This window comes from Pedobacter duraquae (assembly GCF_004362245.1).
In the GTDB taxonomy this organism is placed as follows: Bacteria; Bacteroidota; Bacteroidia; order Sphingobacteriales; family Sphingobacteriaceae; genus Pedobacter; species Pedobacter duraquae.
In genome coordinates this window covers 821,762-846,250 of the sequence record NZ_SNWM01000001.1, presented here as the reverse complement: position 1 = coordinate 846,250, position 24,489 = coordinate 821,762, and the positions used below count along the sequence as shown (strand labels likewise).

Here is a 24,489-nt window from a genome sequence, read left to right as displayed (position 1 = left end):
TCTTTTGACTTATAAGTTGATGTTTAGGCCCAAAGTGTAATATCTAGGTGTAGGTCCATTATTTTGTGGATCCCAATAGGTCCATTTAGGCGCGTAATAACCGGCATTATTTACGTTTGCATAAATTTTAGCACTTTTTACACGCAGTTTGGTCATTAGGTTGGAAGGAAGTGTGTAGGATAGGGCAACGGTATTTAATCTAATAAATGAGTTGTCCCAGTATACATTATAGCTTGTTCCACTGGATCCTGAATTTAGTCTCGCGTAATCGTTAATCGGGTTACTTGGTGTCCAATATGGAAGCACATAAGAAGATGAGCGGGCGAAGCCAACACTTCCAGGTTGATTTTTAGCAGAATTGTATTGCTTTAACTGTCCCCAGTTCGCCAATAATTGGAAAGAGAAGTCGAAGTTCTTGAAGATGTTAAACTCATTGCGCATCGCCAGAAAATATCGCGGAGTTTTATAACCCAGGAATTTTTTATCGGCGTCAGAGTAGGCATAATCGCCATTGATGTCCTCCAGTTTAAAATCACCTGGCTTAATAGCTGCTTTGGTAAACTTTGCTGCTTCGGTCATTTCGTTTTCCTGCCAAACGCCCTGGATATTATAATCCCAAATTACGTCAATGTCTTTACCAATAAACCAACCGTTACCAGGGTCGTCTGTTGGCAACGCAAGGGCAACGATCTTATTCCTGTTTAAGGAGAAGTTGAAGTTGGTATTCCACTTGATATTGCCAGACACCAGGTTTTTTGTAGTCAGACTGAATTCGCCACCTTTATTGTTGATACGGGCAAGGTTAGAATATACGTTAGCATAACCACTCACATTGGGTAAGGTCTGCCTAACAAGCAAATCACTGGTTTTCTTGTTGTAAGCCTCAATTGAGCCGCTGATTCTGTCGTTGAAAATAGAAAAATCAAGACCAATATTCATGGCGGTAGTTTCTTCCCATTTTAGGTCAGAGTTTGCCATTTTTGATCCGATCTGAACGGTATTTACGTCAGACGCGCTTCCGCTTGAATTGACAGTCTGGTATTTGCCACTTGCCAATTGTGCCAATGCAGCATAAGGATCTACTGTACCGTTGTCAGGATTGCGCAAATCGCGGTTTCCGTTTACCCCATAAGAAACCCTCAGTTTTCCATAGTTTAACCAGGTTTGGGATTTCATGAATGATTCATCTGTAAAGATCCATGCAAGGGCAGCGGCCGGGAATGTTGCCCGTTTAAAGTTTACGCCGAACACGGAATATCCATCTCTACGTAGCGAAAGTGTCAGAATGTATCTTGATAACAGGCTGTAGTTTAATCTTGCCATCAGCGCATCACCTGTGTAGACCTTATCTTCACTATTCGTTGTTGGTTTAATGCCGCTGGAAAGGTTATGATATCCCAATACATCTCCGGGTACGAATCCTTCATTACCAGCTTGTGTCCACCAGGTTTGGTATTTCTCAGCATTAGCAAGGAGGGTAACGTCTATCGCATGGATATTTGCAAACGTTTTATTCCACTTGATCAGGTTATCTACCTGCCAGTTGTATCGGGTTTCTGTGGCACGGGTTGCAGAACCTCCAGGGGTTACCACATCAGGGTTTTTGGAGTTCTTCCAATCGAAAGTCCTGTAGAAGTCTAATCCAGGACTAAAGTTCAGTTGATAAGTAATTCCAAAGGGTAATTTTACTTTTCCATATAGACTGGCAAAAATGGTATTTTGCTTATTCATCCGACCGTTGTAGGTCATACTTAAAAATGGATTTCTCGCATTCAGTCCGCTGTCATCTGTAGGGATTCTTCTCAATTGACCGTTAGCTTCATACTTATCGCCGTAAGGAGATAAGCTGGTTAACTGATTCCAGTCGGCCTCAGTAGATCCATCTCCTGTTCTGGCTTCGTCACGATCAGCAAACTGAACGTTGGCGCCCAGGGTAAGAAACTTTCCTGCCTCACCCTCAAGATTAATCCTTCCCCTAACAGCAGTATAATCACCGCCTTCAATAACGTTCTGGTTTTTCTGGTAATTTAGGGACATGTAATAGGTGATCTCTTGCTTTTTGCCACCAAGACTTAATGTATGATCTTGTCTGAAGCCAGTTCTGAAGATATCATCATACCAGTTTGTTGTTTTTCCGGCTAGGTAGTTGACTTTTTCATTGGCTACCAGGCCTAATCTGTTTAACCACAGGTCTACCGGATCCCCACTCTGACCATTGAGCCACTGTGTAATGGAGACTCCTGCAGGCAGGTTTCTTGGGTCGTTATAAAGGTATTCAGGGGTTGTCGCACCACTTCGTAGTACATCGCCACGCCAGGCCAGAAAGCCTTCACCATCGTAAGGCCTCATATTTTTTGCCAATTGCGCCAGACCTATATTGGTATTGAAGGTAATCGTTGGAGCATCACCTTTTCCTCTTTTGGTCGTTATAGCAATAACTCCTGTTGCGGCTTTTGCACCGTAAACAGCGAGTGAACTGGCATCTTTCAATACATCGATGGCATCGATATCATTGGGGTTGATATCTGCCAGTTGTCCGTTGTAGATGATACCATCCAGGACGATCAATGGCGAGGTACCGGCACTTAAGGTAGATTTCCCCCTAACCAATAAATCGCCACCACCTTTGGCACTAGAGCTGAGCCCTACTGATAGGCCTGGAATGTTTCCTTTAAGGACATCAGCGATGCTCTGTGGATTTTCATTTTCAAGTTGTGTGGCCTTAACGCTCGAGATTGCACCTGTAGCGTCTCTTTTGGTAGATGTTCCATAGCCGATCACGACTACTTCGTTCATCGCCTGTACTTCTTCCAATAGGGTAATGGTAATGTTTGTACGCTGATTTAAAGCGACCTCCTGGGTTGAAAAGCCAACTGCTGAAAATACAAGTGTTCCATTTGAGGGGGCAGTAATGGAAAAACTTCCGTCTGGCCCTGATGAGACAGCGGTACGGGTGTTTTTAACCTTAACAGAAATCCCTGGTATGGCTGTTCCGTTTTTGTCTTTAATGGTTCCCCTGACATTTATGTTTTGCGCAAAGCAAAAGTTAAAGGCAAGGCAAACCAAAGTAATAAGTAGGGTAAATTTTCTTCTCATGTTCAATCTGGTTTATAATGGTTAAGCACAAACCTATCCTTATTATCACCAAAATGCAAGCAAATTTATTTGTAAATATCTAGTATATAGTTAGTTGTGTTAAATAGTAATACGTTTCATACGCATTAGGTAAAATGGAAAACAGGCCTTGAAAATGTTTAAGGGGGCTTTCAGTTTTATTGACTAATACGCTTCGTAAGCATTGATTTTTTTTAAAAAATCTGATGTCCAGCTACCGTTATGATTTACTGGCGCATCAAAACGGATTGCCCAGTGCCATTTTGCTCCAGCCCTCTTCACCTGCTTTGAGCAGTTCATCTTTTCGCTCATGATACAGCTTCTGCATTTTTGAATTATAGGTCCAGCAGGTACTTTGTCTGATGGTCAGGATCTGGGAGAGTTTGTAAGACGAAATTGTTCCTTTAGAGTTGTAGACCAGAAAAAGCATATAAAGCGCTTTGTTGATCGGAATTCTGCTATTTTGAAAAACGGTGTTGGCTATAACGGATTCATCGTATCCGCATTTGGTACATCTTCTGCCATAGAGTGTTTGTCCGGATAAATAATGCGTATTTGTACATTTTTTGCAGGCATATCCTTTATTCCACTTCAGGTCAGACAGATATTTGAGGCAATGCTCCTTGTCTGGATAAACCCTGCTGAATTCTTCGAAATCGACGATCTTGGAGGTCATTCTCGCCTTTGTAACACGTTCAATGTTTAAATTTAACTCCTTATTATCTTTTTTGAGCATGGAGTTCATGATGGAGATATCCAGATTTTGCTTTTCAATAATTGCCGCTTTGGCTCTGATCTCAACTGTTCGTTGCTCAACGAGTTCTGTAAGCTCTGCATTGAGTTGCTGATTTAGCTGTTCATTAATCTGAAGTTGCTGGATGATTCTTTTTTGTGCTCTGTTTTTCTTTTTCCTGAGCGATCTGATGCTATTACCGATAGCAAATGAGACCACGACCATTTCGACAAGAAAACACATGCTTAGACTGTAATAGTTTAGTACTCCATAAGGAATCCATTGCAATTGCAGCAGGATTTTAATCGTGAACCCTGCTACTAAAAAACCGTAACCAAGTACAAGAAAACCAGCAGGTTTATAACCTTTTCTGTATACATAAATTGCTGCGGCGAAAACGAGCAACAGTGGAAAAAATTCGATCACCTTCAGGTCAAAAAGCGTGGTGTCAAAAAAGCAGGCGATAAAGAAAATCGATCTTAGCACTACCATGAGGAGCATAGCCTTGTAAAACTTCGGTGCTTTAAATTTCAAGTAAAGGAAATTAACGGTAAACAGTATGCCAAAGATGCTGCTGAGAAAGAGGGCGATACCGAAACCGTATGAATTTAATTGCGGGTAGGAGGGCCATAAGTATTGGAACGCAATTCCATCATTGCACATCTCATAAAGACCTATACTGAGGTTGTAAAGTACATAAAAAAGGTATTGTTTCCCTTTTATCGCAAAGTACATGAGGAGATTGTACAGGCAAAATACGAGGATCATCCCATAAAAAAGGCCGAAAATAAAATATTCACTCAGTGCATACCCCAGAAACCAACGCAGATCGCGAAGTACAACGATTGCGCTGACGGGATTAGGTGATTTTAACCGAATGTAATAGGTGAGGAGCTTGTCTGACTTGTTGTTTAAATCGTAGGTGAAATTTTTATGTTCGTATACGCGTTTGCCAAACCCATAATTTGTGCCAAAGTTATTGACTTCATAACTATTGAATCCGTCTGGTACGAAGAGCTGTAAGTCGGCAATAGACTGATCAAAAAACTCCAGGATCCAGCGTTTGGAAGAAGATGCGTTATGGCCGATCCTAAACCTATACCAATAAACAGATTTTGTATTTACATTTTTTGGTATTCTGTTTGAATTCGGGACGAATTTTTCCTGGTAAGTCTTTGTCAGTATTTGCCCTATATTCAGATTGCCTGAAGGATCCTCAAGTATGTCGAGTTGGTTGAAAGTGAAGATATGGTTTGAAGCATCGTCGGCAATCAAAACAGGAACCTGTGCTAGTGCGTGGCTCAGCAGAAATATCGCTGGAAACAGAAAATAGATTGTTCTTTTAAGAGTAGCCCATCTTTTTGCAAAGTGAGCGGGGCGTTCCGCGGTAATTTCTGACATGAATACATTTGGTTAGAATTCAACATGAGTATACTGATAATTTCATGCTGCGGAACCAAAATCAAGTGTTTGGGAAACGAATATTGTGTTTAGGCTGATTTCAATCGTTTGAAATGTTTTGTAGGGTTTTTGCTAAAATGTTCTTTGTAGATAAAGGAAGTATTACTAAACCTCATAAACCTATCCTGTCTGCGTTACCGGTGAGGACTAGTTATGCGTATGTGTTTCGTAATAATCCTGAACGATGTCGAATCTGTTTTTAAGTTTAAACTTCGCTTTTTGCAGTACTTTTTTAGCGGCAGTATTCTGCCTGTTAACTACCGCTGCGAGTGTTGGTATGCCTTGGTCGAGAATACTTTCTACAACCACTGGCAGGAGCTGGGTCATAATATAACAGCCACTGGCGAAACTGCTTAAATAGAATTCTATGAAATAGGGGTAGCGGTCAATTTTATAATGCTCTTTAGCTACAGCTGGAGAAATCAAATCTATAATTCCGACTACTTTATGTTCCTGTTTGCTTGTGATAAAATGGAGGAAATTGCGGCCGGTGTGAAAATTTACCAACGATATTCTGAGGAAAGCTTTGGTTTCTTCCAGATTATTAAGCCGCTTGCTTGGAATAAAGGTGAGTGTTTTTTCATCAGATAAGATAGCAAAGATTTCTTCGGCTAATTGATCCAGGCGTTCAAACTCTTCCGCACCAAAAGGGTGGATCACAAAATTATCTGTTTCAAAGTGGATCGGCTTTAACATAGGGTGGCCTAAAATAGAAAAAAAATGAATCCGAACTGATTTGTACAGTTGTTTTTTGTTCGGTCATTGATTTATTTGTATGTTAGCTAAAGGCTTATAAATATGTAATCCGTATTGTTTCAGTGGTTTGCATTCTGCCTCGGTAAGGTCAGTCATTATAAAATTACATTTCTATGCTTACAGCGTCAGCGATTCCGGAAACCAAGTTCCGCATCGAATCAATAGATATCCTGCGTGGGTTGATCATGATCATTATGGCGCTGGATCATACCCGTGACTTTTTTCATTTGTTTGGTACCGACCCAACCAATCTGGCTACAACAACACCAATCCTGTTTTTTACACGTTGGATTACACATTTTTGTGCTGCTATATTTGTTTTCTTGAGTGGTGTATCGGTGAATCTAAGCAGTGTCCGCAGGTCTAAAAAACAGTTGAGCATCTTTTTGCTCAAGCGTGGACTTTGGCTGATTGCCGTAGAATTTGTGTTTATTACTTTTGCTATTACACTTGATCCACTTTATCATTTACTCATTTTTCAGGTGATTTGGGTTATCGGTGTAAGTATGATTTTACTGGCCTTACTGATTTGGCTGCCCCTGCCTGTCATAGCAGGCATAGGTATACTGTTATTCTTTGGGCATGACCTGATTACTGGCATGAACTTACCGCTCAACGGGGTGAGTGGATTTCTCTGGAAATTGTTTTTTACAGCCTTTGGTGCTTTTATAGAAATGAATAAGACACATGCACTTATTATACTTTATGCTATTCTTCCTTGGACAGGAGTGATGCTTCTTGGTTATGTGCTGGGAGAGGTTTACCGACCAACTTTTGATCTTAAAAAACGAAAGCAAATAGTTTTGACTTCAGGTATTACGCTAACGTTATTATTTTTGCTACTCAGAACGTTTAATATCTATGGGGACCCTGCACCCTGGAAAATTCAAAGTACCACAGCCTTATCGGTTATTTCATTTTTTAACGTCAGTAAATACCCGCCGTCATTGATGTATTTATGCATGACTATCGGTCCGGGGTTAATATTCTTATCTGCAGTAGAAAAAGTTGAAAATGCATTTACCCGTATGCTGGCTCTTTATGGGAGTGTACCATTTTTTTATTATGTGCTCCATTTTTACCTGCTCAGGGTGTTGAATATTGTACTCTTCTTTATTCAGGGATATGGTGTTTCTGACATTGTGACGAAGGATTCGATTATGCTGTTTCGTCCCGAACAATTTGGCGTTAATCTATCGGGTGTGTATCTGATCTGGTTGTTGGTGATCGGGATCTTATATTTTCCCTGCCGATGGTTTAGCAAGTATAAGAAATCGCATCAGCAGTGGTGGTTAAGTTATTTATAGCTTTGCGGTTGCGTTAAAATCTGTTAAATAAAAAATAGTGAGTACCGTTAGTATTAGTTTAGACGAAAACTTAACGACCATGCGCTTATTACTATTTATCCTGCTGTGTGGGGTGGGAACTGCATCCTCACAAAATAAATCGCTGTATCCTGATACGCTTTACAACCTTGATTTTGAAAAAGTATTGACAGGTAAAATTGATGGAAAGCCAATTAGTGAAGTGGGATTAAAGAATGATTGGGACCCAGAACTTAAACCATCCATCCCTTATGGAAACAATGCTTTGGCAAGTGGGAGGGTATCTGTAAAGGATGCAAGTATTTATTATGAGCTATATGGAAAAGGCGCCCCATTGCTCTTATTGCATGGCAACAATCAATCCATCAAAGCGTTCAAGAAACAAATTAAAGTATTTTCGGAAAAATATAAGGTTATCGCTGTTGATACACGTGGACAAGGTAAAAGTACAGATACCAGCACTGGCGCACTGTCGTACGATCTTTTTGCAGAGGACATGAAAACGCTGCTTGATAGTCTGCACATTCCTAAAGTAAATATTTTAGGCTGGAGCGATGGTGGGAATACCGGATTGATTATGGCTTATAAATACCCGTCTTATGTACACAGGCTTGCTACCATGGGAGCCAATACGGAGCCTACCGAACAGGCGTTGCCGAGGCATATCCTCGATGAGGTTGCAAAGCAATTGGATCAGCTGAAAAAATCATCTGATCCAAAGGCTAAGACGACGGTCAGACTTTATACTATGATTTTACAAGAGCCACATGTCACTACAGATGACCTGCATCATATTCAGGCACCGGTGCTTGTGATGGCGGGAGAGCAAGATATGATTCTGGAGAAACATACCCGCTACATAGCGAAGGAGATTACAAATGGCAAATTGTTGATTTTTAAGGGAGCAACGCACTATGCTCCTGTCGAGATCCCAGACGATTTCAACAGTGCTGTCATTCGTTTTTTATCAATGAAAGATGCCGAAGTTGAAGACATGATGGACTTTACACCTGGGAAGTTTAACTAAGATTACCAATATACCTGACTTAGCGCTTTTTTATATTGTTCTTCATCGAAGCGATATAAGTTAGGTGCTTTATGTGCACCGCCCTTACGCGGTTCATCCAGCTTGATCAGTATATTGTACCTCATGATTTTTCTGTAAAAGTTACCACGATTAAGCTGTTCTCCCAAAATAGTTTCATAGAGCGATTGGAGCTCAGGCATGGTAAATGTTTCCGGCAAAAGATTATAGCCGATAGGTTTATGGCTGAGTTGCTCGCGCAAACTTGTTAAAGCGGTTTGTACGATTAATCCATGGTCCATTAACATAGCCGGAAGCTGATCAACAGGAAGCCACTCACAACGATCAGAAAATTCATCTATTGCCGGTGTCACGGCAGTTTGATCTACCAGTGCATAATAACCGGCAGTAACAAAACGCTGCTTGTGCCAAAGGGTATCATCGTAGGCATCGAAAAAAGATTCAGATCTGTTTAGTCCTCCGAAGATGCCGAAGGCATGGAGGAAGATTCGTTCTGCGCCACTTCGTTCATAAAGAATCCGTCGCGCGGCGTCTTCCATAGACTCGTCTTTGAATAGATACCCCCCCGGTAACATCCATGCTTCTTCTCCTTTCATTCTTAACAATAGTACATTTAAGGAATCGTTGTGAAATCCAAATACCACGCAATCTATCGATACACTCGGAACAGCTTTTTCCCAGAATATCTTGCTTAGTTCTATAATCCTATCGTCTTTTTTCATCAAACTCTTATTTTTTTATGTGGACTATTCTGACCACATAATGCCTCTTTTTAATTGTTTAAACACTGTTTCTGCAACCGGTTGCCTAGAGTTAGCAATAATAGGACTAAAATAATTATTTGCAAGTGTAAATAAAATATAATACTATTGATTCATAATGAAACAATGAGAAAGTAAAGGTCTTTTACTTTTCTAAGCCAGATATTGAAATTGCTGTTATGAACAAGAAACTACTCGTCCTCTTACTTGGGGCTTCTGGATGCTTTACCATGAGCGTTCGTGCCCAAGACAAAAAAAACACTGCTGACACCGTTAAAGTCAAGCCTGCTAAATCTTCAAACAAAGAGGAGCAAAACAGAAATGTGATGTTAAATGCCGCCAATAATACCGGCCCCAGGGAGGTAAATATCGGCCTGCCTTCCAGCGTGGGTGGAATAACAATTCTGGAAAATAACATGCCCGTTGTACATTTCTTCTGGCCTGAACTACCCACATCAAGCTGGAGACAAAGTGTAAGTCTGGGACAAACAGGTTTATTAAAACTTGGAGAAGTTGCTATTACTCAAGGTGCACTTGGATTTGCAGTTAATTCTTATAGCAGGGCCGGGTCCGATAAAACTGAGGTTTTTGGTACACTTTCCTCGAATCAATTTGGCTGGTTAAAAGGTGATTTGAGTGTATCTGGAAAGATTTCAGATGGCTGGTATTATACAGCTGGAGTATATGAAAATTTTGATCCTTCTACATACGACCTCGGTTTTGCTAAATATGTAGACAAAACACAAATTTACAGGGCAGGGATTAGCAAACACTTTAAAAAAGGGGAAGTTAATCTTTTATATAAGCATACAAAATCTGCGTCTTTAACCAATTATAGTATTTTCAATTATCAGGAAGGTGGAAATGCAGAAGAGCTGGCCAACTTCAGAATTGGCCGGGATTCTTATTTTATCAATAGTGGAATGCTGAGGTTTAAAGATGTGTTGACTGGAGATTACAAAAATGTAAGTCTGGCAGATGATGCTTATACCACAACAAATACTATCGACATTACCGGGAACTACCAGGTGAGTGACCGTTGGAAACTTAATTTTAATGCCCGCTACCATGGCGCAAAGGCGACGCAGTTATATACTATTCCATTAGCCACGCTGAGCCAGGCTGCAAATGATCAGTTTACGTATGCAAACGGATCGAAATATACAGGCGATGTACAATCTGTTTTGGGTATGCACAGTCCAAATGTACCCACTCAAACAGCAATGGCGAGGGTGGATTTAGTAAATAAAACAGCGCGGCATAATTGGCGGGTTGGGTTAACAGAATCTTATTATAATGTTGACAAATTCACTTCAAACAGAACGTTTTATTATCAGGAAGTAGGGCCTAATCCTGCTCAGCTGTTTAGGAATACCCCTGGCGGTGGTGCTTCAAATACCGATGCTGCCGGATTTTATTATTATAATGTGGGCAGTGAATACCATGACGGTTATGAGAATAAACTTGCTGCATTCTTTTCTGACGACTGGACAGTGTCTGACCGGCTATCTGTTACCTATGGACTAAATCTGCGCTATCACAAGATAAATGGTAATTACAGTACACAAGACCGGACCGATGGCGTTGTGTTGGGTAATTATCCTACGACGCCGTTAAACCACGACTGGTTTCACACTTCGTTAGATGTAAATGCGGTGTACAAAATAACACCTAAGTTCGGTCTGATTGCCGAGTTGCTTTATACCGAGAAGAATGGACAATTAGAAAGTTATTCTGGTGCTGTTGTACCTAATCTGGCTAAAACAAAAATGCCGTATGGTAGCTTTGGATTATACCTCAATGGCGATAAATTCAGTCTTGTGTCGTCCGTAAACTATCTCACACAAAACAACAACCTAACGCGTTTAAACCTGGTAAACCCAGCTAATAGTAGTCAGGCTACCTCAACAACAGTTTATTATGGCATCAAAACCATTGGCTGGACAACTGATGTTGTAACAACACCATTCAAAAACTTTAGCCTTCATTATCTGATCACGCTGCAGAATCCGATTTACCAGAACTATACTTTCGGGGCCTTTGGCAACAACTATGATTACAATGGTAAAAATGTATTGGGTATCTCTAAAACATTAATGGAAATCGATCCGAGCTATACCATGAACAAGTTCAGGTTTTGGGCAAGCTTAAGATATTATAGTAAGCAGTTTGCCAATCTGACCAATGTACTTTATTTTAAAAGTCGTTGGGAAACTTTTGCCGGCACGACTTATAAAATCAATAAAAACTTCGATTTTGGGGTTACTGTGGTAAATCCATTAAATCAGCGCGGCGCTTCAGGCACTATCTCTGGTGCTGAACTGATTACAGATCCTTCATCTTATTATAATACCATCCTAAATGGTTCTTATATTAGACCTTTCACTGTTGAAGGAACCTTAAATTTCCATTTCTAACCAAATATAAATATGAGATCAAATTACACACGTGCCAGCCTGGTTATAGCATTAGCTATTTCTGTTGCAGGCTCTCTAACCTCCAAAGCCCAGAAAGTGGAATGGGTAAGCACAACTGCCACTGCAAAATGGGAAGTTCAGAAAGATTCGAAAATTTCCAGGGACGGTGTTGCTGATGCGACTGTATTTACAGAAAAGCCGAGGCAAACGATAGAGGGATTTGGCGCTTGTTTTAATGAATTGGGCTGGACATCGTTGAGTGCACTTTCGGCAACCGACAGGAGCAGCATATTCAAAGAACTGTTTGCACCTGGTGTTGGCGCAAATTTTACAGTCTTCAGAATGCCAATTGGCGCAAATGATTTTTCGCGTCAATGGTATTCGTATAATGAGACGGCCGGTGATTTTGAAATGAAGAATTTCAGTATTGATAACGATAAAGAAACCCTGATTCCATTTATCAAGTCTGCTTTGAAATATAATCCGGAGTTAAAACTTTGGGCATCTCCCTGGTCTCCGCCGCAATGGATGAAATACAACAAACATTATGCTGGTGCGGCATTTCCTAAAAACGGGGTGACTGCCTGGAGGGACTTACGTTTTAATTTTGCCGGGCTTGACAATGGCATTCAGCCAAATCAAGTAGGGAAGGCAGGAACCAATATGTTCATTCAGGAACCCCAGTATTTCGAGGCGTACGCCCGTTACTTCTCGAAATTTATACAGGCTTATAAAAATGAGGGTATTAAGATCGCTATGGTGATGCCGCAGAATGAATTTAATTCGCCACAAACCTTTCCAAGTGCAACATGGACCGCTAAAGGACTTTCGGATTTTGTGAGTTATCTGGGCCCGGAGATGAATAAACTTGGCGTTGACATCTTTATGGGAACTGTAGAAAAGGGTAACCCTGCATTAGTAGATACGGTATTAACGACTGAAAAAAGTGGTGGCTTTATCAAGGGTGCTGGTTTTCAATGGGATGGTAAAATGGCCATTGGAGATATCCATTCGCGCTATCCGGAATTGCCGTTGTATCAAACGGAGCATGAATGTGGCAATGGGCTGAACGACTGGGCATACGCTAAGTACTCCTGGACGCTATTACAGCAATATCTCAATAATGGAGTAAAGACCTACGAATACTGGAATCTGTCTTTACCGGTAGGCGGAAAAAGCACCTGGGGATGGTATCAGAATTCATTAATTACAGTTGACGAAAAAGCAAAGACATACACTTACAATTACGAGTATTACCTGATGAAGCATTTTAGTCATTATGTGAAAGCGGGAGCGAAATATCTGGAGACTAGTGGACTGGACAAAAATATTATTGCTTTCCGGAATCCTGACAAGAGCGTTGTAGTGCTTGTACATAATGAAGCCGCTACTGACCGTAAGGTGAACATTAAAATCGGTGGATTTTCTGTTTCAGCAACCTTGAAAGGTGATTCTTTTAACACATTACTTATTAAAGGCTAACAAATAAACAAGGAAATATGAACTGGATTTCAAGTTTAAGGGTTGCAGCTGTGCTGATGCTTGGCTACAGCAGTTTATCAGCGCAAACCTATAAGGCAGATCGGCTGCTTTTTGGCGTCGCGTATTACGAAGAGTACTTGCCATATGATCGTTTAGATCAGGATATCAAAATGATGAAGGATGCGAACATCAATGTTGTTCGGATTGCGGAGTCGACCTGGAGTACACTGGAGCCGAAAGAAGGAGTGTACGATTTCTCGCATATTGACCGCGTACTGAATGCGATGCATAAAAACGGGATCAAGGTGGTGATAGGAACACCAACCTACGCTGTTCCTACGTGGCTGATTAAGAAATACCCGGCAATACTCGCCGTTACACCACAAGGACAGAACCAATATGGTGCACGTCAGAATATGGATATCACTAATGTGGATTTCAGGAGTCATGCTGAGACGGTAATCCGTAAAATTATGGAGCATGTTAAAAACCATCCTGCCATCATTGGCTATCAGGTGGATAACGAGACCAAAGCATATAGAACCAGTGGGCCAGGCGTGCAGAAGTTATTTGTGGCTTACATGAAAAAGAAGTATCCTAATCTGGATAGCCTTAATAAGAAATTCGGATTGGATTACTGGAGCAACAGGATCAACAGCTGGGAGGATTTTCCACCTGTAAATGGCACTGCGAATCAGAGTATCAATGCTAGCCTGAATGCGGAGTTTGCCAAATTTCAGCGGAAAGAAGTTACGGATTATTTAGCCTGGCAGGCTGCAATTGTGCGGGAATATAAGCGTAAGGATCAGTTTGTAACGCAGAACTTTGATTTTGAATGGCGTAATTTTTCGTATGGAATACAGCCGGATGTAGATCATTTTGCTGCAGCCAGAGCAATGGACGTTGCAGGGGTAGATATTTATCACCCTACACAAGACAAACTTACTGGGAATGAGATTTCTTTTGGCGGCGATATGGGCCGGTCTATGAAAGGGGGGCTTCCTTATTTTGTTTTAGAAACTGAGGCTCAGGGTTTTCCTCAGTGGACACCGTATCCTGGACAGTTAAGGTTGCAGGCATTTAGCCATCTTGCATCAGGTGCCTCAATGCTGGAATACTGGCATTGGTCTTCTATTCACAATTCGGCCGAAACCTATTGGAAGGGTTTGCTGAGTCACGATTTTGAACCTAATCCCACCTATGAGGAAGCAAAAACTATTGGTGCGGATTTTAAGAAACTTAGTCCGGAATTGCTGAACCTAAAGATCGATAATCAGGTGGCAATCTTATTTAGCAATGAGGCGCTCACTGCTTTTAATGCTTTTTCTTTTGGCTGGGGTAGAACGGAAAATTACAATGATATTTTACGTCCCTTCTATGACGCTTTATACCGGACAAATACTGGGGTGGACTTTGTGGATCCTTCAGTAAAAGACCTTTCGAAATACAAGTTGCTAGTGGTGCCTGCATTGTATGCGGCATCCGACAGTTTGCTACATCGCTTAAATGCATATGTTAAGGCAGGAGGTAACATCGTTTATACTTTTAAAAGTGGTTTTTCAGATGAAAATGTAAAAGTGCGATCTGGCAAACAGCCTGGATTAATTAATGAAGCCTGCGGCATAAGCTACAGTCAATTCACCTTTCCGGAGAACGTTAGTTTGAAGGGGGATCCTTATCAGGTGGGACAGGAAAACAACAAACCACAAAAGTGGATGGAGCTGATTACACCGGGAACGGCGAAGGTGCTTGCGGGTTATGAGCATCCAGTTTGGGGAAAATATGCTGCGATTACGCAGAACAATTTTGGTAAGGGTACGGCCACCTATGTGGGGTTTATGCCTGGCGCTAAGTTGTTAGACAAGATTATGGAGCAAGCGCTTAAGTCGGCAGGACTATGGTCGGCAGATCAACAATTATCTTTTCCATTGATCACAAAAAAAGGAATCAATCAACAAGGAAAAGTTATCCATTATTATTTCAACTATTCGGCGGCGAAACAATCTTTTGATTATCCGCATGGCAATGGGAAAGAACTGATTTCCGGGCAACAAACTCCAAAAGGGGCGGGAGTATCCCTGGAGCCCTGGGGTTTAAAGATTATTGAAGAAAAAGCTACAGTTAATTAATATATGATGGCGTTTGTCGCCTTTAACCAATAATAAAATGAAAAAGCACATTAAAAAAACCGCGGCCGTGCTACTATCGGGTGCGATGGTTCTCTCTTTGTCGAGCTGGAAGTCGGCTGTTAAAGCGACGGGCCAGAATTTAGTTGTTGACGGTCTGCAGTTTATAGACCTTAACGGAAATGGCAAATTAGATAAATACGAAGATACACGCTTGCCGCTGGCAGACCGCATTGTTGATCTGATCAGTAAGATGACGGATGAAGAAAAAGCGTCGATGTTGATGGGTACCGGGATGCCAGGTTTTGATGGTTTAACGCCCGTAGTTGGTGCGGTAGAAGGGCGTGTTCCGGGAGCAGCAGGAATCACTTATCAGGTAGACAGATTAGGAATTCCGGGAATTATCCTGGCTGACGGGCCTGCAGGTTTACGGATTAAGCCTATCCGGGATAACGATAAACGTACTTATTATTGCACGGCTTTTCCTGTTGGTACTGCTTTGGCTTCGAGCTGGAATACTGAGTTGATAGAAAGTGTTGGTAAAGCGATGGGTAATGAAGTTAAGGAATACGGCGTAGATGTATTGTTGGCACCTGCGCTTAATATCCAGAGAAATCCCCTTTGTGGAAGGAATTTTGAGTATTACTCTGAGGATCCACTGATTGCCGGGAAAATAGCCGCTGCTATGGTGAATGGCATCCAGTCTAACGGCGTTGGTACGTCTATCAAGCATTTTGCTGCGAACAATCAGGAAACAAACCGTTTGTCTATCAATGAGCATATTACAGAAAGAACGATGCGTGAACTTTACCTGAAAGGTTTTGAGATTGCGGTTAAGGAATCACAACCCTGGACAGTGATGTCATCTTATAACCTGATCAACGGTACATATACATCGGCTAGAAAAGATCTCTTAACAGATATTCTTCGCGATGAATGGGGTTTTAAGGGAATAGTGATGACAGACTGGTTTGGTGGATATGCGGGATTTAATTCCCTTGCCAACGGTACCAGCAATGTTGTTGAACAACTTGATGCAGGAAACGACTTGCTGATGCCAGGCTTGCCTGCACAGAAAAAAGCGATTCTTGAAAGTATGAAAAGCGGCAAACTTTCTAAAGCAGTAGTAGACCGTAACCTGACCCGCATTTTAGAGCTGGTATTTAAATCGCCGCTTGCGCTGAAATATAAGTATACCGATCAGCCGGACCTGAAAAGGAACGCTGCGGTAACACGTGCAGCGGCAGCAGAAGGAATGGTGCTGTTGAAAAACAGCAATAACTTATTGCCATATACAGTTAAAGGGAAAGACATCGCCGCATTTGGTGTAACATCTTACGATTTCATTGCCGGAGGAACAGGGAGTGGCGATGTTAATGAGGCATATACTGTTTCTTTAATCGATGGACTCACCAATGCTGGCTACACTGTTGATCAGGAGTTAAAAACCATGTACACGCCATTTGTTGCCAAAGAAAAAGCTGCTGAGTTGGAAAGCCGGAAGAAACGCGGGATCCTGGCTTTGCCGGAAAGATTACCGGAATTGGAACTAAGCAAGGAGCTGATCGACCAAAAGGCGGCTTCATCGGCACTTGCGATACTTACTGTGGGTAGAAATTCTGGCGAAGGAGGTGATCGGAATGTTGCTAATGATTTTAATCTGGCAGCAGACGAAGTGTCACTGATTGACAAAGTTAGTGCAGCATTTCATGCTAAGGGCAAAAAGGTTGTTGTTATTTTGAACATAGGAGGAGTGATCGAAACGGCGAGCTGGAAGGACAAAGTAGATGCGATTTTATTATCATGGCAGCCGGGTCAGGAAGGTGGAAATTCAGTAGCGGATATTTTCTCTGGTAAGGTAAACCCTTCGGGAAAATTGACGATGACTTTCCCGGTGAAATATGAAGACACGCCATCAGCTAAAAACTGGTTGGGTACCCCAGCAGCGAATCCAGAAAATGTGACTTATGCTGAAGGTGTTTATGTGGGATATCGTTACTTTAACACCTTCAAAGTTAAGCCTTCTTATGAATTTGGATTTGGAGGTTCTTACACCAGTTTTGCCTATTCAGATCTTAAGTTAAGTAGTACCGTTTTTAATGGAAAGCTTAGTGCTACGGTAACGATCAAGAACACTGGTAAGGTTGCAGGAAAAGAAGTTGTTGGGCTATACCTTTCTGCACCGCATGAAAAATTGGATAAGCCAGCATCGGAGCTTAAGGCATTTGCGAAAACGAAGCTGTTGAAACCGGGGGAATCTGAAACGATCAATTTAACACTGAGCCCTAAAGACCTGGCGTCGTTTATGGAGAGCAGGAGTGCATGGGTGGCTGAGGCCGGTAGTTATACTGTAGCTATTGGTGCATCTTCTTTAGATATCAAAAAAACAGCTGTATTTTCTTTAGCCAAGGAAACAGAAGTTGAGAAGGTACATAAATCGTTTGCATTGACCAGCCCTGTTAATGAGCTGAAAGCAAAATAATAATTCGTTCTTTTAAAAGGCGTTTTGTGGTTTTCATAACTGCAAGGCGTTTTTTGATATGTTTAGGGTTTAAAAAGAACCTTTAACCAGTATTTACGTTAATCATTCATGAACAAGATATGCACAGCGATTTTATTAATTGCACTTGCGATCAGCTCAAATGCTGGTCTGGCGCAAAGTAAAGACCTTAAATTAGTCTTCATCAGGCATGCCGAAAAGCCTGCCGACGGTGATAATTTAAGTTGTCAGGGTTTAAACCGTTCGCTTCAACTGCCAGCTGTGTTGATGAAGAAGTTTGGCAAGCCTTCTGCCATTTACGTTCCGGCGCTGAATCTCGGGAAGACCACTAAACGTATGCGCATGCTGCAGACGATTACGCCCTTTGCCGTTAAATATAACCTGGCAATCAATTCTAAATATACTGAGGAGGATCCCGGCGCTATGGGCGATGCCCTATTGAAAGAGGCCGGTATAGTGATTATTGTATGGGATCATAATTCCATCCAGCCGATGTTGAAGAAGCTGGGAATGAAGAAAACAGGGTCTTTAACGTGGTTGGATAATGATTACGACAGCATGTGGATCGTCTCATTCAGCACGGGTAAACCCGTGCTGAGTAAGGATGCTGAAGGAATCAGGCCTGCTGCAGGATGCAGCTTTTAGTCCATTTTATTTTTTTGAGATCCTGTAAAATTTACCGCTGTCGGTAATTGCATATAGGGCACCATCTTTACCTACTGCGAGGGCACGGAAGCGTTCTTTTTCATCCTGAAGCAGTCGTTCTTCGCCAACAACCTTATTGCCTTTAAGTACGAGTCGGGCGATATGCGTGCTGCTTAATCCACCCACAAAAAGATTACCTTTCCACTCGGGGATAACGTTGCTGTTATAAAACACTATTCCCGCTGGTGAAACTACCGGATCCCAGTAATATACTGGCTGTTGAACACCGTCTTTCTGTTGGATGGCATCGCCAACTTTTTGTCCGCTATATTCAATTCCATAGGTTACTACAGGCCAGCCATAATTTTTTCCCGCACGGATAATATTGATTTCGTCGCCTCCTCTGGGACCGAATTCCGATTCCCATAATTCGCCGGTGGCGGGATTAATCGCGAGACCTTCGGGGCTACGCAGGCCGTAGGCATAAATTTCGGGTCTTGCTCCGGGAGTTTTAGCGAAAGGGCCTCCGGCAACAGCCTTACCTGTTTTGGTGATATGGATAACTTTGCCCAATGCGGATTTCAGATCCTGAGCTTGCATACGGATATCCATTCCCGAGCGCTCACCAGTAGTTATGAAGAGGTTTCCACGCTTATCAAATACGATTCTTGATCCAAACTGGAGTGTTCCTTTATAAGCAGGGGTAGCACGGTAGATAACCTGGATGTTCTCGATTTTACTTTCGTCGGCAGCGAGTTTACCTTTGGCTACCGCTAACAGCGTACCTTCCGGAGTTTGTTCTGAGTAATCCCAGTATACCATTCTATTTGTGGTAAATTGCGGATCAATATTTACGTCAAGCAGTCCACCCTGACCGGCGGGTACCACTGCCGGCAAACCGGTGATCTTTTTTACTGTTTTACCATCTGCTGTCACAATTGCCATGGTTCCCATCTTTTCAGAGATCAGGAAACGCCCATCGGGTAACAAGCAGATTCCCCAAGGGTGATCCAAAGACTTATTGATTAGGGTAAAATTGAGTGGGGTTTTTGTTTTTACGCCACCAATACGCGTTTGTCCGGCAAAAGCAGGTTTGTATGTCGTGTTTGCAGGCTTTGTTTCTACAGGAGGGTAGGCCGTTTGAGCCTGACTGGTGTTAAAGGCAAATACAGTGGAGGTCAAGAACGCAAGGCAAAGCACTTGGTTTCTTTTGAATATAGCTAGTTGCATGAAGGTTGGTTGTTTGATAAATTAAAGCTACATCTTTCACCTGACAGACACAACATCCACATTAATTATCATACATCAAGGTTTGCGGTTTTTGAAAGATTTATTTTTGTAACATATAAAAACACATAAATTATGGAATTAGGTATAGGTATGTTTGGCGATTTATCTTTTGATGCTGCGACAGGAAAACCGCGGTCAGCAAAATTAAAGCTGCAGGAGATTCTGGAGCAGATCAAGCTTGCTGATGAGGTTGGATTGGATGTATTCGGTCTTGGCGAACACCATAGGCCTGATTATGCTGTTTCATCGCCAGAGATTATGCTGGCGGCGGCGGCAAGCATCACCAAAAATATAAAGTTAACGAGTACCGTTACCGTGTTAAGTTCTGCGGAGCCAGTTAAAGTTTATCAGGATTTTGCTACGCTGGATTTAATTTCCAACGGACGAGCAGAGATTGCTGTGGGGCGTGGAAGTTTTATTGAGTCTTTTCCCCTGTATGGATACAACTTGAAAGATTACGATCAGTTATTTGAAGAGAAACTAGATTTATTATTGGCTATTAATAACAACGAAGTTGTGAATTGGAGGGGGCAGCTGCGTGCGCCGCTGATCAATCAAACAGTGCTGCCAAGGGCTACAAACGATGGAAGGTTACCTATCTGGATCGCAGTTGGGGGAACACCGGCATCGGTACTGCGGGCGGCCAGGTTAGGCTTGCCTTTAATCGTGGCCATCATTGGTGGCATGCCGGAGCAATTCCAGCCCTTGGTCGAATTTTACAAACAGGAATATATTAAAAATGGGCATGACGTGTCTAACATGCAGATCGGGATACATTCGCACAGCTTTGTAAGTAATGAGATGGCAGTTACCGATGGGTATTTTAAGAACTATGCCTCGCAAATGGACAGGGTGGGAGCCTCACGTGGTTGGGCTCCGTACACAAAAATGCAGTACAATGCCGGCCGTGCAAAAGACGGTGCATTGTTTATCGGCAATGCATCCGAGGTAACAGAAAAAATTCTATATATGCATGAATTGTTTGGAATCACCCGGTTTCTCGGACACATGGACGTAGGTGATCCTTCACATGAAGACATGATGAAGTCTATAGAAGTCTTTGGTAAAGAGATTGCTCCTGCAGTAAGAAAAGCGTTAGCAGTTACATGGGGAGGCTGAAAGAGAATGTTGAGCCCTCCCCAATTTTACTTTCCACCCAGATTTTTCCGTGATGTCTCTGAATAACTTCTGCACAGAGATATAATCCTATTCCGAAGCCAGCAATGTTGACCGGTTGGTCTTTGACACGGTAGTAGCGCTCGAACAGTTTTTGCTGATCTTCTGGCTTAATGCCGTTACCTTGATCACGCACAGAAATTTGCGCCTGATTGTTTACTGTTGTGCAGGCTACATTGATAGTACTTCCGGCAGGTGAATATTTAACGGCGTTGCTTAGAAAATTATTGATCACCTGACCAATTTTATCCCTGTCGGCATTCACAAAAGTTTCCTCCACAGGAGCGAATATTACCGTGTGACTGCTCACTGTAAGAATGGTTTCTCCTTCAATTTCTGCCACGAGAAGTGCCATGTCAAAATGTTGATTTTCAATATGTATTTTGCCGGATTCCAGTCTGGATACGTTGAGGAAACCGTTGATCATAGTGGTCATCTTTTTCGTCTGGTTGCTGGCTTTTTCCAGCGCTCCTGCGGCAAAATTATCCCCATTAGATTTTGCTTTGGCCTGTAGAATTTGTATGTAGGCTGTTAACGAAGTGAGCGGTGTTTTCAGTTCATGGCTAACCATGGCGATAAAGTCGTTTTTCCGCTGTTCGTCTTTCATCTGTTCAGTAACATCTTGTAGCACACCGCTAAGACGAACTGCTTCCTGCTTATCATTAAACAGGGCTTTACCTTTTGCCCTGACAGTTTTGACTTCCTGCGTATGTGGATTTACGATAGAATAATGGCTGTCGTAGTTACCACCGGAATCAGCATTTAGCGCATTTTGTATCGCTGCGACAACCCTATCGCGGTCAGCCTCAGCTATTACATCTGTAGCTTTTTGTAATTCAATCTCATCCTCAGGCTGCAGTCCGAACCAGGATTTGATGAGGTCATTTCCCTTGAATTTTCCCGTTATGGGATTAAGGTCAAATGTAGCCATTCCTGCAGCATCTATCGCCAAATTTAGTTCATCCTGACTAACTTTTAATTTGTCATTCAATATTGTAAGCTGATCATTGATTAAGGCCTGTTCTTCGTTTGAAGCTGTAAGCTCTTCGTTTACTGCTGCCAGCTCTTCATTGATGTTTGCAAATTCCTTATTTAACAGGTCCAATTCAGTAGCTGATTTTTCCAGTTGTAATTTAGATAAGACAACATCAGTAACATCCGCGGCAGTATTCATCACACCATAAATCTCTCCGGATTCATTTCTCAGTGCGGTAAAGTTGTAGTTGAAATAGAAAATTGTCATTTTTCCATTTACAACTAAATCTATCCGTTGATTTCTGGCTTCAAAGGAAATCCCTGTCGTAAATACAGCATCCAATTGCGCATAAACCTCCTGATTATCCAATTCAGGCAAGACTTCGGAATATAATTTACCAACAACGTTATAGCCTTTACCCCAAACATCCATGATTGATTTGTTTACGAACGTGATCCGCATGTTACGACCAGTGTAAACGCCAATTGGAAAAGGAGCACTTTCGATGATAGACTGTGTCCTGTAATTGCTGGCGGCTAATGCATCCAGGGATCGTTCCAGATGCATTCTGCTTTCAGATAACTCTTCATTTGTCGAAACAAGCTCTTCATTTGATGCCCTTAATTCTTCGTTAAATGCTTCCAGCTCCTGGTTAAGATCAATGATTTTTTTAGTACGCTCTTCCACACGAATTTCCAAATCCCTGTTGAGTACTTGCAGACTTTCCTGTGTTTGCTGAAGTTCTTCATTGGTAGCACTTAATTCTTCCAGGGCTGCAGCAAGCTCCTCATTTGCAGCACCCAGTTCTTCATTAAGTACTTGTTCACGGTTTAATGCCTCCTGTTGTTCTTTCGCGTGCGCGATCATATTGCGGCCAAGATTGAGCTCAGTAACATCAGTAGCGGTATGTAAGATGCAGTCGATTTCTCCATTCTGATCTTTTATCGCACGGTATATGAAATCGAAATAAAACGTTTGCAATTTGCCATCAACCAGTAGTTGGGTTACTGCATCTTTACTTTCGTGGGTAACTCCCGTTAGCCAAACCTGTTTTAACAAGTCAAGAAAAGGTTGGCCTGCGAGTTCTGGAACAGCTTCTCCCAGCGGTTTCCCAATCACACTCCGATCTTTACCCCAAAAGCCGATCATTACATCATTGGCACTCTGTATAATACTCTCTTCGCCAGTGTAAATTGCTGTCGCATTTTGTGACAGTGAGAGAATCTCCAATAATTTTTCATTGGTAAACCGGTGGGACTGGGACTTCATTAAGTAGTGTTTTTTATGAAGGGATAAATATAGAAAGTGCGTGGTCGAAAAGCAAATCGGGGTTTTTAACAATCTTTTTAAATATGGTTTGGTTTTTGAGCCCATGTTGGTATGAACTCTATTATTCTCTCATCCAGACGTTATTGCCTTAGCATGTTGCTATTTAGCATAGTCCTGTTGGCTATTGCATGCAATGGAAATACAGCGGCTGAGCAGCCTTTGTCTGCTGAAAAGGTTGTTGTGTCTAAACACAGTGATCCATTTATGGATTACCTGAAACAGGTGGTAGGCTTGAGCATGAATGAATTTAATACTGAACACATCAAGTCAATTAACAGACAATATGCTGCTGAATTGCCGCTTGCACTTTATGACGGGCAACATGAGCGACCAGACTCAATCCAGGTTTCTGTCACAGCAGGCAGCGATAAAGGGCCGGCAGAACTTATACTATTACTTCCACCCGCATCAGCTGCCAGGCCGACTGTTGGCACGATCATCAAGAATTTTGGTAAGCCCGACTCGTTACCAAAAGATTTCCCAATGCCTAAAGATCCATTGCCGTTACGTTTTACGCAGTTTGATAAACAAACGGAGCTTACGATACGGTCGGGAGCAAACCAGGAAGCTTCAGCACGTGTTGAAACAATAGTTATTTTAAAGAAAAAATAGATTCGAAAAAATGCCTGAAAAATCACTCATTAAAATTAAGGAATTTGATGCCCACGGAGGTCCGACTCAAAAAATAATGGGGGCCGACGGCCATTCCCAGGATCCTACCAGGGCTGGGCGGTATGTTATCGGTGTTATAGAAAAGCATATCAGTGGAGGTAAGTATGTGATGTGGTCTGGCATTGCGTGGGGATCAGAGCTAAAAAAAACCGGTGATGTGGTTTCTGTGAAATACCGCGGTGTATGGACAAAACTTACTGATGTAAATGCTGAGTGGGGGAAATATAAGAAAAACCAAAAGGCTGTTGTCGATCTGATTACGAGATATTACCAGGATCTGCAGCCAGGTGGTGGCTTTCCGGAACGATGGATATTTAATGATTTTGGGCATATCTCGGTTAAATATTACAAGGATCTGAACAATGACAGACGTATGAATGGAAAAGAACGGATTATGGGTGATTTTATACATACTACCCCATACGATGAGGTAAGCACGACAAGGAAGGTTCCTTTTCAGCTAGGTGAGTCTCATGGCTGTATTCATGTTCGTCCATTGGAAATTGACGAAATGATCAATAATGGTTATCTTAAAAAAGGAAATACGATAGAGGTCCATGATTACACAGAGCGTCATGTGCGCAGTCTGATCAAGAGGGATAATCAAAATGTACGTTATGAGGTTCATTTTTATCCGGGGGTACATAAAATTGCAGTTTATGAACCGCTGCGCTAGCTAAA

The 24,489-nt window shown here is 42.0% G+C and carries 16 protein-coding genes; 10 read left to right on the top strand and 6 right to left on the bottom strand.

Annotation, left to right across the window (positions count from 1 at the left end; translation table 11 throughout):
- Positions 1 to 9 precede the first annotated feature (9 nt).
- From CLV32_RS03735 to CLV32_RS03725, 3 genes are all read right to left on the bottom strand, one after another.
- A complete protein-coding gene (locus CLV32_RS03735) occupies positions 10 to 3,096 on the bottom strand; it encodes a SusC/RagA family TonB-linked outer membrane protein (protein ID WP_133552508.1) in 3,087 nt (1,028 codons plus the stop codon).
- 256 nt (positions 3,097 to 3,352) lie between these two features.
- A complete protein-coding gene (locus CLV32_RS03730; protein WP_133552506.1) occupies positions 3,353 to 5,248 on the bottom strand; it encodes a 7TM diverse intracellular signaling domain-containing protein in 1,896 nt (631 codons plus the stop codon).
- Between the two features lie 207 nt (positions 5,249 to 5,455).
- Complete coding sequence (locus tag CLV32_RS03725; RefSeq protein WP_133552504.1) at positions 5,456 to 6,004, bottom strand: GNAT family N-acetyltransferase; 549 nt, start codon at positions 6,002 to 6,004, stop codon at positions 5,456 to 5,458.
- 173 nt (positions 6,005 to 6,177) lie between these two features.
- Between CLV32_RS03725 and CLV32_RS03720 the strand changes: the two genes are divergently transcribed.
- Positions 6,178 to 7,371, top strand: a complete 1,194-nt coding sequence (locus CLV32_RS03720; RefSeq protein ID WP_133552502.1) for a DUF1624 domain-containing protein — start codon at positions 6,178 to 6,180, stop codon at positions 7,369 to 7,371.
- A gap of 79 nt (positions 7,372 to 7,450) precedes the next feature.
- Positions 7,451 to 8,416 carry an alpha/beta fold hydrolase gene (locus tag CLV32_RS03715; protein WP_133552500.1) on the top strand — a complete coding sequence of 322 codons (966 nt, stop codon included), beginning with the start codon at positions 7,451 to 7,453 and terminating at the stop codon, positions 8,414 to 8,416.
- A 2-nt stretch (positions 8,417 to 8,418) separates the two neighbouring features.
- On the opposite strand, the gene CLV32_RS03710 is transcribed toward CLV32_RS03715, so the two are convergent.
- Positions 8,419 to 9,156, bottom strand: coding sequence for an NUDIX hydrolase (locus CLV32_RS03710; protein ID WP_133552498.1), 738 nt, complete (start codon positions 9,154 to 9,156; stop codon positions 8,419 to 8,421).
- A gap of 218 nt (positions 9,157 to 9,374) precedes the next feature.
- Here CLV32_RS03710 and CLV32_RS03705 point away from each other — a divergent pair, with 218 nt between their 5' ends.
- The 5 genes from CLV32_RS03705 to CLV32_RS03685 all read left to right on the top strand — a co-directional run bounded on the left by CLV32_RS03705 (position 9,375) and on the right by CLV32_RS03685 (position 18,365).
- Positions 9,375 to 11,612 carry a TonB-dependent receptor gene (locus CLV32_RS03705; RefSeq protein ID WP_133552496.1) on the top strand — a complete coding sequence of 746 codons (2,238 nt, stop codon included), beginning with the start codon at positions 9,375 to 9,377 and terminating at the stop codon, positions 11,610 to 11,612.
- Between the two features lie 12 nt (positions 11,613 to 11,624).
- Positions 11,625 to 13,094 (top strand): glycoside hydrolase family 30 protein, encoded by a 1,470-nt coding sequence (locus CLV32_RS03700; RefSeq protein WP_133552494.1) that lies wholly within the window; start codon positions 11,625 to 11,627, stop codon positions 13,092 to 13,094.
- A gap of 17 nt (positions 13,095 to 13,111) precedes the next feature.
- Positions 13,112 to 15,223, top strand: a complete 2,112-nt coding sequence (locus CLV32_RS03695; RefSeq protein WP_208110946.1) for a beta-galactosidase — start codon at positions 13,112 to 13,114, stop codon at positions 15,221 to 15,223.
- 37 nt (positions 15,224 to 15,260) lie between these two features.
- Positions 15,261 to 17,702: a glycoside hydrolase family 3 N-terminal domain-containing protein gene (locus CLV32_RS03690; RefSeq protein WP_133552492.1), complete on the top strand. Its 2,442-nt coding sequence runs from the start codon at positions 15,261 to 15,263 to the stop codon at positions 17,700 to 17,702.
- 108 nt (positions 17,703 to 17,810) lie between these two features.
- Complete coding sequence (locus CLV32_RS03685) at positions 17,811 to 18,365, top strand: histidine phosphatase family protein (RefSeq protein WP_133552490.1); 555 nt, start codon at positions 17,811 to 17,813, stop codon at positions 18,363 to 18,365.
- A 6-nt stretch (positions 18,366 to 18,371) separates the two neighbouring features.
- On the opposite strand, the gene CLV32_RS03680 is transcribed toward CLV32_RS03685, so the two are convergent.
- Complete coding sequence (locus tag CLV32_RS03680; RefSeq protein WP_133552488.1) at positions 18,372 to 19,595, bottom strand: PQQ-dependent sugar dehydrogenase; 1,224 nt, start codon at positions 19,593 to 19,595, stop codon at positions 18,372 to 18,374.
- Positions 19,596 to 19,727: 132 nt separating this feature from the next.
- Between CLV32_RS03680 and CLV32_RS03675 the strand changes: the two genes are divergently transcribed.
- Complete coding sequence (locus CLV32_RS03675; protein WP_133552486.1) at positions 19,728 to 20,774, top strand: LLM class flavin-dependent oxidoreductase; 1,047 nt, start codon at positions 19,728 to 19,730, stop codon at positions 20,772 to 20,774.
- Here CLV32_RS03675 and CLV32_RS03670 read toward each other — a convergent pair.
- On the bottom strand, positions 20,758 to 23,076 hold the full coding sequence (locus tag CLV32_RS03670) for an ATP-binding protein (protein WP_166641870.1): 2,319 nt from the start codon (positions 23,074 to 23,076) through the stop codon (positions 20,758 to 20,760). The genes CLV32_RS03675 and CLV32_RS03670 overlap by 17 nt on opposite strands.
- A gap of 111 nt (positions 23,077 to 23,187) precedes the next feature.
- Between CLV32_RS03670 and CLV32_RS03665 the strand changes: the two genes are divergently transcribed.
- Positions 23,188 to 23,748, top strand: a complete 561-nt coding sequence (locus tag CLV32_RS03665; RefSeq protein WP_133552481.1) for a hypothetical protein — start codon at positions 23,188 to 23,190, stop codon at positions 23,746 to 23,748.
- Between the two features lie 10 nt (positions 23,749 to 23,758).
- Positions 23,759 to 24,484: a hypothetical protein gene (locus tag CLV32_RS03660; protein ID WP_133552480.1), complete on the top strand. Its 726-nt coding sequence runs from the start codon at positions 23,759 to 23,761 to the stop codon at positions 24,482 to 24,484.
- Positions 24,485 to 24,489: the final 5 nt, after the last annotated feature.

Excerpts from the sequence above, each read along its gene's own strand:
- CLV32_RS03690 (WP_133552492.1), top strand. The coding sequence starts at position 15,261 with ATGAAAAAGCACATTAAAAAAACCGCGGCCGTGCTACTATCGGGTGCG.
- CLV32_RS03675 (WP_133552486.1), top strand. The coding sequence starts at position 19,728 with ATGGAATTAGGTATAGGTATGTTTGGCGATTTATCTTTTGATGCTGCG.
- CLV32_RS03665 (WP_133552481.1), top strand. The coding sequence starts at position 23,188 with ATGAACTCTATTATTCTCTCATCCAGACGTTATTGCCTTAGCATGTTG.
- CLV32_RS03700 (WP_133552494.1), top strand. The coding sequence starts at position 11,625 with ATGAGATCAAATTACACACGTGCCAGCCTGGTTATAGCATTAGCTATT.
- CLV32_RS03725 (WP_133552504.1), bottom strand. The coding sequence starts at position 6,004 with ATGTTAAAGCCGATCCACTTTGAAACAGATAATTTTGTGATCCACCCT.
- CLV32_RS03720 (WP_133552502.1), top strand. The coding sequence starts at position 6,178 with ATGCTTACAGCGTCAGCGATTCCGGAAACCAAGTTCCGCATCGAATCA.
- CLV32_RS03715 (WP_133552500.1), top strand. The coding sequence starts at position 7,451 with ATGCGCTTATTACTATTTATCCTGCTGTGTGGGGTGGGAACTGCATCC.
- CLV32_RS03660 (WP_133552480.1), top strand. The coding sequence starts at position 23,759 with ATGCCTGAAAAATCACTCATTAAAATTAAGGAATTTGATGCCCACGGA.
- CLV32_RS03705 (WP_133552496.1), top strand. The coding sequence starts at position 9,375 with ATGAACAAGAAACTACTCGTCCTCTTACTTGGGGCTTCTGGATGCTTT.
- CLV32_RS03695 (WP_208110946.1), top strand. The coding sequence starts at position 13,112 with ATGAACTGGATTTCAAGTTTAAGGGTTGCAGCTGTGCTGATGCTTGGC.
- CLV32_RS03685 (WP_133552490.1), top strand. The coding sequence starts at position 17,811 with ATGAACAAGATATGCACAGCGATTTTATTAATTGCACTTGCGATCAGC.
- CLV32_RS03730 (WP_133552506.1), bottom strand. The coding sequence starts at position 5,248 with ATGTCAGAAATTACCGCGGAACGCCCCGCTCACTTTGCAAAAAGATGG.
- CLV32_RS03710 (WP_133552498.1), bottom strand. The coding sequence starts at position 9,156 with ATGAAAAAAGACGATAGGATTATAGAACTAAGCAAGATATTCTGGGAA.
- CLV32_RS03735 (WP_133552508.1), bottom strand. The coding sequence starts at position 3,096 with ATGAGAAGAAAATTTACCCTACTTATTACTTTGGTTTGCCTTGCCTTT.
- CLV32_RS03680 (WP_133552488.1), bottom strand. The coding sequence starts at position 19,595 with ATGCAACTAGCTATATTCAAAAGAAACCAAGTGCTTTGCCTTGCGTTC.
- CLV32_RS03670 (WP_166641870.1), bottom strand. The coding sequence starts at position 23,076 with ATGAAGTCCCAGTCCCACCGGTTTACCAATGAAAAATTATTGGAGATT.